The sequence below is a fragment of the Bradyrhizobium sp. AZCC 2176 genome, from assembly GCF_036924645.1.
Classification (GTDB): domain Bacteria; phylum Pseudomonadota; class Alphaproteobacteria; order Rhizobiales; family Xanthobacteraceae; genus Bradyrhizobium.
In genome coordinates this window covers 5,336,080-5,353,035 of sequence record NZ_JAZHRX010000001.1, presented here as the reverse complement: position 1 = coordinate 5,353,035, position 16,956 = coordinate 5,336,080, and the positions used below count along the sequence as shown (strand labels likewise).

Sequence of the window (16,956 nt, the reverse complement as noted above, 5' to 3'; positions counted from 1 at the left end):
GCACCTTGAACGCACGCTTGGAACATCCATATACCATCCATTTAGATGTTATATGGATGATGAAAACTATGGCGAGCAATGTCCGGGAACTTCGACCCAAGCCGCCCGAAACAGAAAAAATCACGATCAACCTTGGCTATGTCGACCTTGGTCACGTCGATCTCATGGTTCAGGAGGGGTTTTACTCGAACCGCACCGATTTCATCCGGACGGCGATCCGGAACCAGCTCGAACGTCACGCCGACGTCGTAAAGCAGTCCATGGCCCGAAAAAGGCTCGACCTCGGACTGCGAAACTACAGCCGCGAGGATCTCGAAGCGGTGCAGCGCGCCGGTGAGATGCTGCACATCAACGTTCTGGGCCTTGCCAGCATCTCCCAAGACGTCACGCCAGAGCTTGCTCGCGCCACCATTGCCTCAGTCTCCGTGCTGGGCGCATTGCATGCCAGTCCGGCGGTCAGGGCCGCCCTCGCCGACAGGACACGGTGAAGGCGATGCTGAACCAGGACATGATTCGGGAGGCGACACGCCTCACGCGCGCGGGCCAACTCGTTGAAGCCACCGCGCTCCTTCAGCGCATGCTTCGCAGTGAGAGTGCGGCAGACACGCCATCGTGTACCGGCGGTCGCATCGCTCTCGCAGGACGCGAACCGCTCATCATTGACGCGAAGGCCAATCCTGTTGAGGAGAAGACGGATAGTCCTTCGAAGTTAGAGCCAGCCCCCTCCGCACAACCGCGCTTGCTCCGCGCGTTACTGGATCGCAAAGAGGGGCGCTCTGGGATCGGACTGCGAGGTGTGATGAAGCGCGCCCCGCTGTCCACACCGGACATCGTACCGGAGGGCGCGCGGTTCATCGAAAGCACGTACAGCAGTCCGGCGGGAAGCCGCGCCTACAGGCTCTTTATTCCGAGCCGCTATCAGGAGCAACCGCTTCCCTTGGTCGTCATGCTTCACGGCTGTACCCAGTCGCCGGATGATTTCGCCGCCGGCACGAGGATGAACTTTCTCGCGGAAGAACAAAATTGCTTCGTGGCCTATCCCGCCCAGCCCAGCCAGGCAAACCAGGCGAAATGCTGGAACTGGTTTCGCACAGCCGATCAGCAGCGAGGCAGCGGCGAACCCTCGCTTATAGCAGGCATCACTCGCCAAATCATGGATGACTATTTGGTCGATCGAAAGCGCGTCTACGTGGGTGGGTTGTCGGCCGGCGCGGCCGCTGCTGCCATCATGGGAGCAACATACAACGATCTGTACGCGGCAATCGGTATACATTCCGGCCTCGCGTGCGGGGTTGCTACCGACCTTCCCTCTGCGCTTGTCGCGATGCGACAAGGAGGGTCCGATCACAAGATAATGTTAGGTGACCGGCCGCCTGTCCCGACCATTGTTTTTCACGGCGATCGCGACACTACCGTTCATCCAAACAACGGCGGTCAGATTCTTGAGCAGTCTTTGGGAATGATGAGCACACAAAAGAAGGTGCATCGCGGGCAAGTACCCGGAGGGCATGCCTATACCCGAACGATCCTGAGCGACGCGAGTGGGCGCGGAATGTTGGAGCACTGGAATATCCACGGAGCCGGACACGCATGGTCCGGAGGCAGCCCTGCGGGCTCCTACACTGATCCGCGAGGACCGGACGCAACAAGGGAAATGCTTCGTTTTTTCCTTGAGCATTCGCTCTCAGAGCAGTAAGGCCGCCTCAGTCGGCGGGCGATCTCGTGTTGGCACTTTTCGGGACCATGCCGTCCAATTTACGACTCATTGTGACGCGTTTCCTTCCGAGGCGCCAAGCGACGACGACGCGATTTTATGACGCTTGGTCACGCTGATGATGTTGGCTGGCAGTGGTCTCTCGAAGTATTGCGCTGGCATCCTGTAGATCCAGTGTCCCAAAGCCCTCTGTGAATTGGCTATAGAGCGGGCTGAGCAGGTCGTGAGCCTCGTCGCGCCGCCCCTGTTCTCTCCACAATCGTGCAAGGCGTGTCGCCGCGCGCAACTCCCACAGCCTGGCGCCCTGCTGTCGCGCAACTGACGCCGCTTGCCGGAATCGTGCTTCCGCGGCGGCAGGATCGGGCTTCGGCAACCGCAGCATCAGCTCACCCATGATCCGATGGAGTTCGGCCTCGAACCACCCCTCGGCGGTTTCTTCCGCGCGCTCCAGCGCCTTTGCGACCAGATCCAAACCTTCCTCCGTTGCGCCGGAACGGCCGTGCGCCTCGGCCTGCAGGCCAAGGAAATACGGCTCGTAGAGCCCGGCCCCGGTAGCACGCCAGGCGGGAATGCCCTGCCGAATCTGCGTGAGCCCTGTCTGCACCTCTCCTGACTGAGTCAGAGCCCAGCCCCGGATCACTATCGCCGGCGCGAGGAAATGCGGGAAGCCCTGGTCCGTCGAAAGTTCCACTAATGCCTCCGCTCGGTCCTTTGCCTCGCGCCACGCTCCGCGATATTGCTCGAAGAAACACGCATACAAGAGGGCGTATGCGAGTGTATTGAGGTGAGCGAGTTCGCGGGCGGCACCGAGCGCCTCTTGGCTGTGTGCGCGTGCCTGCTCCGGACAGCCTAGCGCAAACAACGTCCATGATAGCGCCGACAGCGCCGCCACCCGCGGATCCTGCACGTAGAGGAAGGCGAGCGAGCGATGCTGCTCCGGGTCATAGAGGGCGAGCGTCCGCTCCAGATGGATACGGGCAGCCGTCACCTCGCCGCGCCAAAAGGCACCGGTCCCACTGACGCGGTGGGCCATCACGGTTGCGGAAGTTTCCTGATGGTCCTGCGCCCGACGCAAAAACTCGTCTGCCACTTCGCGTGCCGCTTTGTGCTCGGCGCGCACGCCGTGGAACACCCATTGACCGTAGAGTAGGGGCCACAGCTGGGCGGTGGCTCCGATCTGCTCACAGAGCTCGCGAGCACGCGCGTTGGCCCGTCCGGCGTCGGGCGCCGACCAGCCTTGCGTAGCCATCAGCGCCACGCCCAACGCCACCTGCAGGTCGAGTTCTCGCCGCTTCCGATCCGCCTCCGGCAGGCCCGCCAGCAGGTCCAAGCCGCTCCGCAACTGTGCAAGCGCTTCGGTCATAGCCGAGCGGGCGATGGCTCGCTGTCCTGCCCTCAGCCAATAGTCGATCGCCGGTTCGGCCAGCCCGGCCGCAGTGAAATGGTGGGCCAGGAGCTCGGGCTGCGCCTGCACGGTCTCCGGAAAATGCTGCTCGATCGCGGCGGCGATCCGGGCCTGCAAGCGCTGCCGCTTCGCGCGCACCAGGGTCGCATAGGCCGCGTCCTGCACCAGCGCGTGTTTGAAACTGTAGGTCGCCTGAGGCGGCGTCCCGCGCCGGAACACCAAGCCCGAGCCGACGAGGTCGTCTAACGCCATGTGCAGTTCGCTCTCCGGCAGCGCCGCCGTGATCGCAAGCAGTTCGTGCGAGAATTCCCGGCCAATCGCGGCCGCGACCTGGGCCACCTCACGGGCGGGGGCCAGCCGGTCGAGCCGGGCCAGCAGCGACTCCTGGAGCGTGGTCGGGATCGCCATCGGCGGCAGCGGCCCCGCGAGCGCATAATGGTCCCCTTCATCCCGGAGCAGATTGGCCTCCAGCACGGTCCGCGTCAGCTCCTCGACGAACAGCGGCACGCCGTCCGTCTTGGCGACGATCTGGTCGAGCACCGCAGGAGGTAGCGCCTTGCCGCCGCTCAGCCGCGCGACCATGGCCGCACCCTGCCGGCGGCTTAACCGGCTGAGGGTCAGCGCGGTGACATGGGCATAGCGCATCCAGGGCGGCTCGAACTCGGGCCGGAAGGTGATGAGGACGAGCACGGGGGCACCTTGCACCCGGTCGACCATGAGATCGAGCAGCTCGAGCGAGGTGGGATCGGCCCAGTGCACGTCCTCATACAGGGCGAGGACCGGCCGGCGCGTGGCGAGGCCCAGCACCTGATTGACCAGCTCCTCGAGCGTTCGCTCCTTCTGCCGATGCGAGCTCATGTCGAGCGGTGGGTAGCGCGCGGCCGTCTCGACCGACAGCAATGCCGCGAGCAGTGGGGCTACCGCGGCGACATGATCAGTCGAGAGCGCAAGCAGCGCCTCGAGCTTGTCGAGCCTCGTTGCGGCGGGATCGTCCGCGGCGAAGCCCGCCGCCCGCTCCAAATGCCCGATCACCGGATAAAGCGGGCTGGTCTGATGGTGCGGTGAGCAGTAGTGGCTCAGGGGCGTATGCGGCTCATTTTCAAGTCGCCCGCGCAGCGCCCGCACGAGGCGCGACTTGCCGATGCCAGGCTCGCCCCCGAGCAGCACCACCTGGCCCTCACCCTCCTTGGCCCGCTCCCAGTGCTCGAGCAGCAGGCCGATCTCATTCTCGCGACCGACCAGCGGCGTCAGGTCGGCCCCATGCAACGCCTCGAACCGGCTCTCGGCGGCGCCTTCCCCGACCACGCGCCACGCCCGCACCGGAACAGGAAATCCCTTCAAGATTTGCGGGCCGAGCTCGGCGAGCTCGAACAGCCCGCCAATGAGCTCCCGGGTGCGGGCGGAGATCGCGACCGTGTCCGGCTCGGCCAGGGTTTGCAGGCGTGCCGCGAGGTTGGGCGTGTCGCCGACCACGGTCTCCTCGCGGGCCGCACCTTCGCCGATCAACTCGCCGACAACCACCGGGCCGGTCGCGATGCCGACACGGGACGCCAGCATCTTGCCATGCACCGATACCAGGCTGTGCACTGCTGCGACCGCGGCAAGACCGGCCCGCACCGCGCGTTCGGCCTCATTCTCGTGGGCGCGCGGATAGCCGAAATAGGCCAGCACACCATCCCCCATGTACTTCGCCACGTGCCCTTCGAACCGCGCGATCGCGCCCGCCACTGCGCTCTGATAGGTCCGCAGGACTTCGGCCATCTCCTCCGGATCAAGCCGCGCCGCGAGCGCGGTCGAGTCGACCAGGTCGACAAACATTACGGTGAGCTGGCGGCGCTCGGCCTCGGGTACAAGCAAGGCCTTCCCGGAGACAGTGGCAGGGGTGGTCGCCGAAATCGACCCGGCGCGCAGGTTGGCAATGGCGGCGAGCAGCTTACGGCGATGGCCGATCGAAGCGACGCCGAGCCCGATCAGATCCTCGGCCGTGAGGTCCATGAGGACGTCGGCGTCGATGTCGTTCTCCCGGAACGCCTGTTCGTACTGTCCCAGCCCCAGACCACACAGCCAGGCCGCGACGTCCATCGGCTCCTCCCGGCTCGCATCTGCGAGCACCAGGTACTCGAGCCTACTGCAAAATGGCCCGGAGAGCACGGAGAAACACCACGAGCTGACTGCGAGTGAGGGGTAGCTTCTGGCGCAAATGCGAAGAGCCACCGCGTTTGCTAGGGCGACCTTCGCATAGACCAGAGGATAGCGTTCGTGAGGATTTTCTGGTAGCGGGCGTCCTGCCAGACTGACGGCTCATGGCCCAGCGCCGTATAGAATACGCGTCCCTCGCCGTAGTATCGCGTCCATGCGAGAGGCCAACCATAGAATCGTTGATGCACGCCGGTCTTGCCAAGGTCCACCGAGCCTGGATCGAGGCGCAGGAGCACGCGCGATCCACGATAGTCGAAGTCGCTGATCTGGTAGATCTCGTCCTCGACTTGCAACGAATTGCCGAGAAAAGCCACCAGGGGATCGCCGAGATCAACCTGGATTGTCACGGCCTGATGCCAGGGATGACCATTGAAGTAGCCACCGACCAGATCGAGATAATCCGGCCAGGTGTAGAATGTGTCCGTCGCCGAATGAACGCCGAGGAACCCGCGGCCCGAGCGTACAAAGCTGAGAAGAGCTGCCTTTTGCGCGTCGCTCATCGGAAGTTCGCCTGACGTGTAGAACATCACCGCGGCGTAGCGCGCGAGGTTTTCGCTGGAAAATTCAGACGTGTCTTCCGTTGCCGTGACTTCAAAGACACGTGAATTGCTGCCAAGCTGGGTCAGGATTTCCTTTGAAAGCGGTATGACATCGTGCCGGTAGCCGGCCGAGTATGCGAAATAGAGCACGCGCTCCGGCGCACGCTCCGCACGCGCGCCAAGTGGCCGCATTGCCGCCGCGCCGCCGAGCAGCGCGATGAAATCACGTCGCCTCACAATCCCTCCCCGGCCGCCGCAGCCGCTGGCGCTCAGGCGGCGCGAACGTAGCCGTAGCGCAGGTTCGAGGGCTCCTTGGCCGCCAGCGCATACTCGTTCTTGAGCAAAGCGAGACGGTCCTCGGAAAAGGCCGGCATCCTGGTATTGTCAGCCGCTTTCAGCCTGATCTTATAGAACTTGGTGGCGTTGCCGCCGAAGATGAGCTGCTTGGTGGCGCTATTGGCGTCGCCGAGCGGCGCAAACCCGTATTTCTTCTGCATGTCCTCCGGAATTTCGAGCCGGCGCAGCGCCTCGATCTGCCACTGCGGTGAGCCGTACCAGACCGAGTCGGTACCCCACATCACGTGGTCCACCCCCATGCCCTTGATCAGCGTGCCGACCAGCGCGGCGCAGAACTTCGGATGCGCCACCGCCGAGTTGGCAAAGGAGGTGCCGAGCTCGGCATAGACGTTGGTGACGCCGAACTTCTGCGGGATTTCCGCAAGATCGGTGGCCCAGTGGATGCGGCCGGTCGACGCAAATTCCGCCCACGCCTGGTCCGGCAGCTCGAGGAACGGCCGCAACGCCGAGTGATAGATCACGAAGTTCATCTGCGGCCAATCCTTCGCGGCCTTTCCGATGTCCCATGCGGTTGCATATTCCCACACGCCGGCGAACGACTTCTCGTAGTCGGGCGGCAGCAGCCCCTTGTGGATGCACAGCGTGTTGATGCCGGCCTTCACCGCTTTGTCGTAGAACGGATACATCACCTTCTCGTCGTCGAGCCGCCATGGGAATTTGGAGGGTGCCAGCGGATCGCCGATCGTGTAGGACTTCCAGGAATCCGGCTTGTAGACCTCGATTGCCTTGTCGACCTCCTCCATCCAGCCGGGCTGCTTGGGGGTGATGACGCTGTGCGCCAGCAGGCGGCGCGAGCCCGCGAAGTCATTGATGAGTTCGCGCGCCTTGACGATCTGCTCGTTGGACAGAAGCCACCAGCTCGGATCGTCGAAGGGCGCGCCGCTCAAGAGTGCCAGGTTGGTGTCGCTGTCATAATAGATCTCTTTCACATAGTTCTGGAACTTGTAGCGGGCGAGCGAGGAGACGCCCTCCTCCTTCATCTTCGGATTCCAGTGCTGGCTCGCGAACCCGGCCAGGTCCAATAGCTCCTTGTGGTCGAAATCGTCGCGCACGAAATGGGTCTGGACGTCGAAGATGAACTGGCCGGCGAGGCCTTGCGCCCGGGCCAGCATTAGCTCGGGCTCGCGGGCCTCTGCAGGCGCGACCTGGAAAACATTGCCGTAGATGTCGTTCATGGCGAGGAATGCCGCCGCCATGCCGCAGCTCGTGTGCAGAAACTGCCTGCGGCTCAAGCCGAGCTGCTTGCCGTTCAGGTCGGCGAGCTCGTTGATCCGCGCCTCGACCTTTTTCTGTGTGGCGCTCTGCGGCGGCGGCAAATATTCGCCGTTGGAAACAATCTGAGTGGGAATTGGTGTTGCCGCTGATGCCGCCTCGGCGCCCGCGACAAGGCGCTGTTCTCGTTCACTAAGCCAGGTGCTCATTGTTCTTCTCCCTTTTTGGCGTCGACTGTGCTGGTCAGTGCGCGCATGAGGGTGCGAGTTTGGCCACTCCCGATCAGTCAGGAGAATAACGAGGCCGACCTCTCTGTTGAGCTACGGATGAAGCCATCACACGCGCCTCATGCCCAAGCTACTCTCTTGATCGCTTCATACCGCGAGAGCGCAGGCACACTTGAAATGCCACTTGCGGTAGTGGCGTATCATCGCTGAATTCAATGCTCAAACTTCCATTGGCGCAAGCGATGTAATCCGGCAGTCACACTGTCCGAACGCTGCCCTCATTACGGGCGGCGGCTTACCGGAGCGAGCGCGACCTCATTGCCCTGGGGGGTGATGCTGTGCTCGCAGGCCTGCACAGCGCCCTCGCTGGCCTCTTGCGCCATGGCTGGGAATGACCGAACTTCAGTTCAAGGTTGCCACGCCGACCGGCGCTCCACAAAAAAACAACAATCCGGTCAACTAATGGGCGCGCGCATCGAGGGACATGTCATGGTGCACCGCACCGACATCGCCGGGGGCAGCACGGGGCGGACAAGCACGGGGCAGACAAGCCCCGGCAGTGACCGCATGTGTCGCCGTGCACTGAATGGCGCCCTCCTCGAAAACAGCTTCTCACTCAAGCGACACGAAGTGCTGCCGCCTCCAGACGGCGGTCCCACCGATTCATGCCATCTATTTCGAACTTCCGGCCCTGGGAGACTTTGACGCCACAACATCCTGCCAAAACATCCTGCCAAGGGTCGCGGACGAAAATTCGGCCCAACAAACAAACGACAAAGGGAGGGATACAGATGACTTTCCATGGACGATATCTTGCCGGCTGCGCTGTGCTGGCGGTGGCCACCCTGGTCACCGTCTCGCCGACGCACGCTCAAGCGCCGACGCAGCCTCAAGACGCGGCGCTGAATGCCGAGGCGGCCCAGAACGACTGGCCGACCCATCACGGCACCTATAAGTCCTACCATTACAGCGGCCTCGACCAGATCAATACCGGCAACGTCAAGAATCTCGAAGTCGCGTGGATGCATTTTCCGGAGCGCGCCACCCGCGGCATTCAGTCGACGCCGCTGGCCCTCGACGGCGTGCTGTATTATTCGGGCTCCTACAGCCGCGTCTACGCGCTGGACGGCGCGACCGGCAGAACGATCTGGAGCTATGCGCCGGAGCTCGATGAGGATCTGGTCTCCAAGCAGACGCACTCGCCGTATAACCGCGGCATCGCCATCGGACACGGCAATCTCTATGTCGGCACCGTCGACGGCCGGCTGATCGCGCTCGATCTGAAGACCGGCAAGCCGGTATGGGACACCAAGCTGCTGGATTCCAAGAAGATGACGGTCGGCTTCACCGGCGCGCCGCTGGTGGTGAAGGACAAGGTGATCATCGGCGCGCAGGGCGGCGAATGGCCCCATCGCGGGCCGATCTTCGGCGTCGAAGGCAAGAGCGGCGCGAAGAAATGGGAATTCTTGACGGTGGCCGGTACTGAAGAGGCCATGAAGACCTGGGGTGGTGACTCCTGGCGGACCGGCGGCGGTGGCGGCTGGATGCCTGGAACCTATGACCCGGAAACCAATACGGTGTGGTGGGGCACTGCCAACCCGGCGCCGCTTTATGACTGGGGGGGCGCGGACTGGAAGAAGAGCGGACCGCGGCCGGGCGAAAATCTCTACACCACGTCGGTCATCGCGCTCGATCCCGATAGCGGCAAGCTCAAATTCTACCATCAGGAGCTGCCGCACGATGCCTGGGACTTCGACTCTTCCGTCGGCGAATTCGTCATGATCGAGCGCGGCGGCAAGAAGCTCGTCGTGCACGCCAACAAGAGCGGATATATCTTCGTCTATGACCGTTCCAACGCCAAGATCGAGAACGTCTGGCCGCTGGTAAAGAACATCAACTTCGTCAAGAGCATCGATCCGAAGACCGGCGAACTGATCGGTCGCCGTGACCTCTCGGAAGGCAAGGTGGACCCGCCACTGTGCCCGGCGATCATGGGCGGCATCAGCTGGAACTCCGGCGCCTACAGCCCCAAGACCGGGCTGTTCTACCGGATCGGGCAGGAATGGTGCATGGAGCTGACCGTCGAGAAGACCACGCCGATCCTGGAGCCGATGGCCCAGCTCAACCTCGGCGCCACGTTCAAGGCTATCGCGCCTCCGGACGGACCGGCCCGTGGTCATCTCAGTGGCCGTGATCCGGTCACCGGCGAGAAGAAGTGGGAGGTCACCTACAAGCAGCCGCCGCTCGCCAGTGTACTCGCCACCGCCGGCAATCTGGTATTCGTGCCGGATTCCGAAGGCATCGTGCACGCCTACAATGCGGAAACCGGCCAAGAGCTGTGGTCGCGCAATAACGGCATGGGACATAATGCCGGCATCATCAGCTACATGGCCGGTGGCAAGCAGTACGTCGCCGTGCCCGCGGGCTGGGGCAGCCTGGTGGCCGACGAGTTTGTCGCGCTCTACGGCGAGCCCTTCAAAAGCATGCCGAAGAATACCGGCGCGCTGGTTGTCTTCGCGCTCAGACAGTGACGATGGCGCGGGCGGCAGGGATCGATCTGTCCCTGCCGCCCTTGCCGGTCAATACGTTGCCGCTCTTGCGGTCAATACGTTGCCGCCCCTTGCGGTCAATACGGATGCTGGAATGCGAATACCGTTTGTGATTGTTGCTTCCCTTGCCGTCATCTGGCCATGGCTGTCGAGCGCCTCGTTTGCCCAACAATCCGCGCCAGCGGGCGCTGCAAATCCGCTGCCGCAAGCCGAAGCCTCGCCGGACGACATCGAAGGCGGGAAGATGTTCGCAACCACCTGCGGCTTCTGTCACCAGGATGGCGGCCGCCATGCGGGCAGAGGTCCAAAACTTTCGAAGTCCGAACGCAGCGACGAATACATCATCGAGCGCATCAAGAAGGGCAAGGCCGGCGCGATGCCCGCCTATGGGTCGGTGTTCACTGACGGCCAGATCATTGCGATTCTGGCCTACATTCGAGGGCTCGATGATTAGAGCGTTTTCCGCGGTAGGGAGACCGCGATACCGCCTCGCCCGATACGCGGCAAGCCTCTCGCTGCTGGTACTCTGGAACGCTTCGGCGGATGCCCGCTCGCTGGAAACTGTCATCGAGCGCGGCGCGTTGACGCTGTGCGCCAGCCCCAACGCGCTGCCGTTTGCAAGCAAGGCCGGGCCGGTTCCGGGATTCCAGGTCGAACTCGGCGAAAAAATAGCCCAGCAGCTTGGCGTCAAGCTGACGCGGGAGTGGGTGGTCAGTGCGATCCAGTATCGCCGCGCCGATTGCGACCTCGTGCTCGACGTCATCGCCCGCAAGGATACACAGCCCGCGGGCGGTGTGCGGGTTTCGCGTCCTTACCATCGCAGCGGCGTCGTGCTCGCGGTGCGGGGCGATTCGCCGGCGTCGTCGCTGGCAAGTCTCGGTTCCGATCAGCGGGTCGGGGTACCGGTCGGCTCGGTGGTCTCCATGACGCTCGCCAAGGGCGGCACCGCCACGTCTCCGTTCGTGTTCGAGGACGATATTGTTGCAGCGTTGGCCAATCGCGAGATCGAGGCAGCCGCCGTCACACCGATGACGGTCGGCTGGTTCAACCTGCAGCATGCCGACAAGCCGTTGCGCCTGATTCCGGCGTTCGACAACGATCAGGATTTGAACTGGAATATTGCGGCCGGGCTGCTTCGCCCCGACGACAAGCTGCGCGCGCGTGTCGATGCGGCGATCGAGGCCCTGCTGGCGGACGGCACCATCGCGCGGATCTATGCGCGCTACGGCATCGAACTGCGGCCTCCGCAGTGAGGCATGGTGTCGACGGATTGTTGCGTCACGTTCAGCGTGCGCACCATCGTCGAGATCAGCGGACTTCGTAAGACGCGCCCCGATGCGCGTCTCTGGGGGACTGTTTCTGCTCTATGTCGCTTCTAATGGCCGGTCGTCTGGCGTGGTAGTCGTTCGGCGCAGGGGTTGACCGCGTTGACGGTCCTTGAGCACAGGGCTGGTATTGGGGCAAGTTAGGATGTCAAGCTCCGGCCAATCTTACGGCTCGCGGGAAGCGCCAGTCCGCATGTTCTGTTCTTGACGCTATTTCCTTTGCTGCCACTGAATGAATTTTCCAAGCAGAGCCTCAGATTTTTCGGGCCCTTCCTTAACCGTTCCAGCGAAGGCCGGTTCAGAAGCAGCATGCTCCGGGTTTTCGTTTCCTTGTACCTTTTGAAACTGCTTGAATCCTTCAAGCAGCCCTTGAGAGTCTTCAGACGTCACCTGGGACGGCGTAGCCAATGCTGGAGTCGAAATGGAAACGGCGAGTTCCGAGGGATCACTCTTTGACCTTGGAACCACGTTAAACAAAACGAGCGCCAGGATTACAGTGATACCGATCGCTCCGGCAATTGCGCCCGCAGTGGCGAGCAGTCCGCGTCGTGGACGGCGTTCGTAGACAAATTGGGATTCCAACGGACGGGTGGATTTGGCGAAGGCTTCCTCGCGCATTTCATCAAAGCGCGACAAAGGGGGAGCGGGAGGCAAATGATCCGATCTCGTCTGCGGTGTCGCGCTGGATCGTGGGTTCGCCAAGCCGCGCGCCGAGCGCGGTGCGTAGTACAGCGGATCGTCCGGACTATCGGGGTTGGGATGGTCGTTCGCGCGGATGAAACTCATTTGCGCTACTCCTCACAATGCCACATCACCACATCGGAATATCTTTGCCTCTCAAGGCTTCAGCCTGGACTTCCGAGCACAGTCCCACATGAAATGCCGCGGGCATTGGCGCCCTGCGGCCAGCCGGGCAAAAACTTCGATCCGCCGACCCCCAGCTTCCAAGAGACTGATCCAAACCGGGATGCGTGTGGAGTCAGATGTTCTGTTCCGCGCAAGAAACAATGAACCTGTTGCCGTCCTGCGACAATTTAAACACGAACTCTGCCAGCCCGACAAAGCGGCGAGCCCCTGCTATCAGAGCCATCGCGCGCGTTTGAAACGCAGGTAAAGCACAGTGCAAAGCAGAGCGATAATGCCAACGACGACGAAGTAGCCGTATTGAGTCTTCAACTCGGGCATATTTTCGAAATTCATGCCATAAATCCCGGCAATCGCGGTGGGTACGGCCAGGATCGCAGCCCAGGCGGCCAACTGCCGCGTGATCACGCCCTGACGCTGCTGCTCCAGTAGATTGCTTACCTCAAAAACCGAAGTCAGGACGTCCCGCAAGGAACTTACCATCGCATCGACCCGTCGCACGTGGTCCAGGACGTCCTGGAAATAAGGACGGGCGTTGGCGTCGAGGCACGGCGTATCGAGGTGTACGAGCCGGCCGCAGACCTCCGTCATGGGGCCGATGATCCGCTTAAATCGGATCAGTTCTTGGCGCAGGCCGAAGATTCGCTTGACCTCTGCGCGGCTGAGGAAGCTGTCGAGAGCGCTTTGCTCCATGGCGAGAACGCGTTCCTCGATCGTTTCGACAACCGGAAGATAGCCATCAACGATAAAGTCGAGGATGGCGTGGAGAACGTAGTCCGGGCCTTGGCCCAGCAGGCTAGGCGCCGCTTCGAGTTGCGCGCGGAGCTCGCTATGCGCCCGTGCCGAGCCATGCCGGACCGAAATGATGAAATTCTTCCCGACAAAAATTGCGGTTTCGCCGTAGGCTATACGATCGTGCTCGAGATGAGCGGTGCGCGTCATTACAAACAGTTGGTCGCCATAGACATCAACCTTCGGTATTTGGTTCGCTTTGAATGCGTCCTCAATCGCAAGAGGATGAAGCCCGTAATTCTTCTCAAGCTGCTCAAGCTCTCGTTTCGAAGGTTCGAACAATCCGATCCAGACAAACTCGGATTTGCCCCTGCAATCGATGGGCTCATCCAATGAAACGGCTTTTGCTTTTTTGCCACTCCGATACAGGTAGGCTGCCACGACGCTCACGATGAGCTTCCTCCGAACTTATTGAGCGGGACGCACCATCTTAGCACTATCAGATCGCCGGCCTTTTGCTGCAGTCTTGCAGCGCCTGCATCTGCGCCCCCGAGTTCAACTTGCGGGCCGAGCATCGCGTCTAACCCGTGCGTGTTGGCGGTCAAGCACCAGGGCCAAGACCCGCACGACGATGTTGACCAGCGTATCCGGTGCCGCAGGACGTTCGTCCGGATCGAATGCTAGTCCGATGACGGCATTCGGGCCTTCGGCCGTCTCCACGGGCCAAAAGTCAAAGCGCGAGGCCAGGTTCGGGTAAACGTCGCCGCGCATGACAGTTCCAGTCGCCAGGGACGATCGCGCTGCCTCTAACTCGGCCTCTTGGGGTTCTACGTCGCCGACTCTCTCGAGGGAAACCACCGTGCCTTCCGAAACGAGCATCACGACGACAGGAACCTGGAAGAGCGCTGCAAGAGCTTGGGACGTGATTGAGACGATCGCCTTCGTATTCTCGGCCGCGACGACGTCGCGGCCATAGCCTTGCAGCACAGTTGTCTGCCCTCTCAACCGTGCCGCCTCGGTCGCCCTCTGGCGCGAGGTGAAGGCAACGCCACTCACGATGAGACCGACGACAAACAGCAGTCCAATCGCCCAGATGTTCGCCGCGTCGTCGACGGCCAGCGAGTAGCGGGGCTCAGTCAGGAAAAAATTGAAGGCCAGAGCGCCAAGCATCGCCGAACAGAGTGACGGACCTAGGCCGAGGCTAAGGCCTGCGACAATCACTGGAATGACAAACACCAGGGACAGGTTGGGGATGGTCAGCTTGGTGTCGACACCGACGGCCACGACCGTCGCGGCGACGGTCATTGCAATTGAAGCGAGGTAACGCATCAACTCCGAAGTTGCCGGGCCAAAAAGGGGATCGGCATCGGATGCCGGTGTGATGTCCCGCTGCAGCTTCGAGTCAGCATCGACCATCGCTTGAACTCCTGTCTAACACTCGGGCGACAACACGTTGGCGGAAGAGCACCAGCCACACGAGATCACGGCTCGGACACGAGCGAACCGAGCATGCACCAGTTTCATTGGCGCGCGAGCCCGTCTGGAACGCGGGAGAAGCAGGCGTGGAGCAGCCGTGCATGCCCTCACGGGTATGGCTTGGCGCCATCAGCGAAGATTATCATCGCGTTGACTGCGACGCTAACGGTCAGAAGGACGCCGAGCAGCGCGGCCAAGCGCATGGCTTTTCCCGACATCCAATCCGCCAAAAGGGCGCGCCGTTCCTGAACAACGACCTGCGCACACATGATCCACTCTCCATGCGGTTCGGTCGCGCTTTTCGACCGCACGAGAGAGATCGTTCTGCCGGTATATAAAATCGAGAGGTCAAACCGGCCGGCGATATAGGAACGTCATAAAGATCCCGTGCGCTTCAAGGCGGACATCGGCCGGAATTCATGGCTGCGCCCTAGATCGTGACCTGCGTTCCCACCTCGACCACCCGCCCGGTCGGAATTTGAAAATAGTCTGTCGCGTCGTTGGCAGACTGGCTGAGGCGGATGAACAGCAAATCCTGCCAGCGCGGCATGCCCGAATGCGCGGCCGGCTTCAGCGCGCGGCGGGACAGGAAGAACGACGTCGACATGATGTCGAACTGCCAGCCGAGCTTGCGGGCAATCGCCAGCGTCTTCGGCACGTTGGGCGATTCCATGAAGCCGAACTTCAGCGTGACCCTGGAGAAGGTCTCGCTGAGCTGCTCCATCCGCACCCGCTCGGCCGGATCGATCCGCGGCGTCGGCGCGGTCTCGATGGTGAGGATGACGTTCTTTTCGTGCAGCACCTTGTAGTGCTTCAGGCTGTGCATCAGCGCCGTCGGCGCGCATTCGGGGTCGGAGGTCAGAAACACGGCGGTGCCGGGCACGCGCTGCGGCGGACGCTTCTCCAGCATCGCCACCAGGTCGGCGAGCGGGAATTCCAGCTTGCGCGACTTCTCGAACAACAGCTTGCTGCCGCGGCGCCACGTGTACATCAACAACATCACGATGCCACCGAGCGCCAGCGGCACCCAGCCGCCCTCAAACACCTTCAGCAGGTTTGCCGCAAGGAAGGTGAGGTCGAGAAACAGGAACGGGGCGATCAGGGCCGCGGCCGCGATCGGTGACCATCTCCAGACCCGCCAGATCACGACAAAGCCCATCATAGCCGTGACCACCATGGTCCCGGTCACGGAAATTCCGTAGGCCGCGGCCAGCGCGCTCGACGAGCGGAACAGGACCACCAGCAGCATCACCGCCACGAACAGCAGCATGTTGATGCGCGGAATGTAGATCTGGCCGGAATGGGCTTCCGACGTATGACGAATTTCGAACCGCGGCATCAGGCCGAGCTGGATCGCCGTACGCGTGAGCGAATAGGCGCCGGTGATGACGGCCTGGCTCGCGATCACGGTCGCCATCGCCGCCAGTGCCACCATCGGGATCAGCGCCCAGTCCGGGAACATCAGGAAGAAGGGATTCTCGATCGCCTTCGGATCGGCGATCAGGAGCGCACCCTGCCCCAGATAATTTATCGCCAGCGCCGGCAGTACGATGAAGAGCCACGCCGTCTGGATCGGCCGCTTGCCGAAATGGCCGAGGTCGGCATAAAGCGCCTCCGCGCCGGTGACGGCGAGAAACACCGCACCGAGCGTAATGAAGCCGATCATGCCGTGATGGAGCATGAAGGAAACCGCATGGAGCGGGTTGAGCGCCAGAAGCACCTCGGGATGGCGCATGATCTGCGGCACGGCTGCAATCGCGATGACGGCGAACCACACACACATGATCGGCCCGAAGAACGCCGCGACGCGGGCGGTGCCGCGGGACTGGACGGCAAACAGCGCCACCAGGATGACCAATGTCAGTGGCACGACGTAGTGTTCGAAGGTTACCGTGACGAGCTTGATGCCCTCGATCGCCGACAATACCGACAGCGCCGGCGTCAACACCGCATCGCCGTAAAACAACGCGCCGGAGATGATGCCGAGCAGCACGATCGCGCCGCCGCCCTTTGTGACCGCCCGTTGCGCCAGCGCCATCAGCGCCAGCGTTCCGCCCTCGCCATTATTGTCGGCACGCAGCAGGATGACGACATATTTCAGCGTCACCACGACGATCAGCGCCCACAGGATCAGTGAAAGCACGCCGAGCACGGCCTGCGGCGCGGCAGCGCCCGAGGTCCCGCTGGCGGCAACCACCGCTTCGCGCAGCGCATACAAGGGGCTGGTGCCGATGTCGCCGTACACGACGCCGATGCTGCCGAGCATCAGGGCCTTGAAGGTAGCCGTGGAATGCGTTTCGCCATGACCGTTCGCCGCGGGCGTTTCCGCCGCGGGGATCGCAAACTGGACTGACATG

General features: G+C 62.4%; 13 protein-coding genes. 5 read left to right on the top strand and 8 right to left on the bottom strand.

The genetic code is table 11. The annotated features are described in order from the left end of the window. Positions 1-68 precede the first annotated feature (68 nt). Both V1288_RS25120 and V1288_RS25115 read left to right on the top strand, forming a co-directional pair. Entirely contained in the window at positions 69-488 is a 420-nt protein-coding gene (locus V1288_RS25120; RefSeq protein ID WP_334359593.1) for a CopG family transcriptional regulator, read from the top strand. 5 nt (positions 489-493) lie between these two features. Next, on the top strand, positions 494-1,696 hold the full coding sequence (locus V1288_RS25115; RefSeq protein ID WP_334359592.1) for an extracellular catalytic domain type 1 short-chain-length polyhydroxyalkanoate depolymerase: 1,203 nt from the start codon (positions 494-496) through the stop codon (positions 1,694-1,696). A 115-nt stretch (positions 1,697-1,811) separates the two neighbouring features. On the opposite strand, the gene V1288_RS25110 is transcribed toward V1288_RS25115, so the two are convergent. From V1288_RS25110 to V1288_RS25100, 3 genes are all read right to left on the bottom strand, one after another. Then, positions 1,812-5,201: an adenylate/guanylate cyclase domain-containing protein gene (locus tag V1288_RS25110; RefSeq protein WP_334359591.1), complete on the bottom strand. Its 3,390-nt coding sequence runs from the start codon at positions 5,199-5,201 to the stop codon at positions 1,812-1,814. Between the two features lie 140 nt (positions 5,202-5,341). Continuing rightward, positions 5,342-6,094, bottom strand: coding sequence for a ThuA domain-containing protein (locus V1288_RS25105; RefSeq protein WP_334359590.1), 753 nt, complete (start codon positions 6,092-6,094; stop codon positions 5,342-5,344). 32 nt (positions 6,095-6,126) lie between these two features. Further along, positions 6,127-7,635, bottom strand: a complete 1,509-nt coding sequence (locus V1288_RS25100) for an amidohydrolase family protein (RefSeq protein ID WP_334359589.1) — start codon at positions 7,633-7,635, stop codon at positions 6,127-6,129. Between the two features lie 809 nt (positions 7,636-8,444). On the opposite strand from V1288_RS25100, the gene V1288_RS25095 reads away from it, so the two are divergent. From V1288_RS25095 to V1288_RS25085, 3 genes are all read left to right on the top strand, one after another. Further along, positions 8,445-10,184: a pyrroloquinoline quinone-dependent dehydrogenase gene (locus V1288_RS25095; protein WP_334359588.1), complete on the top strand. Its 1,740-nt coding sequence runs from the start codon at positions 8,445-8,447 to the stop codon at positions 10,182-10,184. Between the two features lie 112 nt (positions 10,185-10,296). Next, a complete protein-coding gene (locus V1288_RS25090) occupies positions 10,297-10,656 on the top strand; it encodes a c-type cytochrome (RefSeq protein ID WP_334359587.1) in 360 nt (119 codons plus the stop codon). Next, a complete protein-coding gene (locus V1288_RS25085; RefSeq protein WP_334359586.1) occupies positions 10,649-11,455 on the top strand; it encodes a transporter substrate-binding domain-containing protein in 807 nt (268 codons plus the stop codon). Before V1288_RS25090 ends, V1288_RS25085 begins: the two co-directional genes overlap by 8 nt. Before the next feature lie 282 nt (positions 11,456-11,737). Here the strand turns inward: V1288_RS25085 and V1288_RS25080 are convergent, their stop codons facing one another. The 5 genes from V1288_RS25080 to V1288_RS25060 all read right to left on the bottom strand — a co-directional run bounded on the left by V1288_RS25080 (position 11,738) and on the right by V1288_RS25060 (position 16,955). Continuing rightward, positions 11,738-12,313, bottom strand: coding sequence for a hypothetical protein (locus V1288_RS25080; RefSeq protein WP_334359585.1), 576 nt, complete (start codon positions 12,311-12,313; stop codon positions 11,738-11,740). A 294-nt stretch (positions 12,314-12,607) separates the two neighbouring features. Then, the gene (gene corA, locus V1288_RS25075; protein ID WP_334359584.1) at positions 12,608-13,573 is read right to left on the bottom strand and encodes a magnesium/cobalt transporter CorA; all 966 of its coding nucleotides are present in this window, start codon (positions 13,571-13,573) and stop codon (positions 12,608-12,610) included. A gap of 105 nt (positions 13,574-13,678) precedes the next feature. Next, on the bottom strand, positions 13,679-14,539 hold the full coding sequence (locus V1288_RS25070; RefSeq protein ID WP_334359583.1) for a DUF4118 domain-containing protein: 861 nt from the start codon (positions 14,537-14,539) through the stop codon (positions 13,679-13,681). Positions 14,540-14,706: 167 nt separating this feature from the next. Further along, entirely contained in the window at positions 14,707-14,868 is a 162-nt protein-coding gene (locus tag V1288_RS25065) for a hypothetical protein (RefSeq protein ID WP_334359582.1), read from the bottom strand. 161 nt (positions 14,869-15,029) lie between these two features. Continuing rightward, complete coding sequence (locus tag V1288_RS25060; protein WP_334359581.1) at positions 15,030-16,955, bottom strand: potassium transporter Kup; 1,926 nt, start codon at positions 16,953-16,955, stop codon at positions 15,030-15,032. Position 16,956: the final 1 nt, after the last annotated feature.

Excerpts from the sequence above, each read along its gene's own strand:
- V1288_RS25120 (WP_334359593.1), top strand. The coding sequence starts at position 69 with ATGGCGAGCAATGTCCGGGAACTTCGACCCAAGCCGCCCGAAACAGAA.
- V1288_RS25115 (WP_334359592.1), top strand. The coding sequence starts at position 494 with ATGCTGAACCAGGACATGATTCGGGAGGCGACACGCCTCACGCGCGCG.
- V1288_RS25110 (WP_334359591.1), bottom strand. The coding sequence starts at position 5,201 with ATGGACGTCGCGGCCTGGCTGTGTGGTCTGGGGCTGGGACAGTACGAA.
- V1288_RS25100 (WP_334359589.1), bottom strand. The coding sequence starts at position 7,635 with ATGAGCACCTGGCTTAGTGAACGAGAACAGCGCCTTGTCGCGGGCGCC.
- V1288_RS25095 (WP_334359588.1), top strand. The coding sequence starts at position 8,445 with ATGACTTTCCATGGACGATATCTTGCCGGCTGCGCTGTGCTGGCGGTG.
- V1288_RS25090 (WP_334359587.1), top strand. The coding sequence starts at position 10,297 with ATGCGAATACCGTTTGTGATTGTTGCTTCCCTTGCCGTCATCTGGCCA.
- V1288_RS25085 (WP_334359586.1), top strand. The coding sequence starts at position 10,649 with ATGATTAGAGCGTTTTCCGCGGTAGGGAGACCGCGATACCGCCTCGCC.
- V1288_RS25080 (WP_334359585.1), bottom strand. The coding sequence starts at position 12,313 with ATGAGTTTCATCCGCGCGAACGACCATCCCAACCCCGATAGTCCGGAC.
- V1288_RS25070 (WP_334359583.1), bottom strand. The coding sequence starts at position 14,539 with ATGGTCGATGCTGACTCGAAGCTGCAGCGGGACATCACACCGGCATCC.
- V1288_RS25065 (WP_334359582.1), bottom strand. The coding sequence starts at position 14,868 with ATGTGTGCGCAGGTCGTTGTTCAGGAACGGCGCGCCCTTTTGGCGGAT.
- V1288_RS25060 (WP_334359581.1), bottom strand. The coding sequence starts at position 16,955 with ATGTCAGTCCAGTTTGCGATCCCCGCGGCGGAAACGCCCGCGGCGAAC.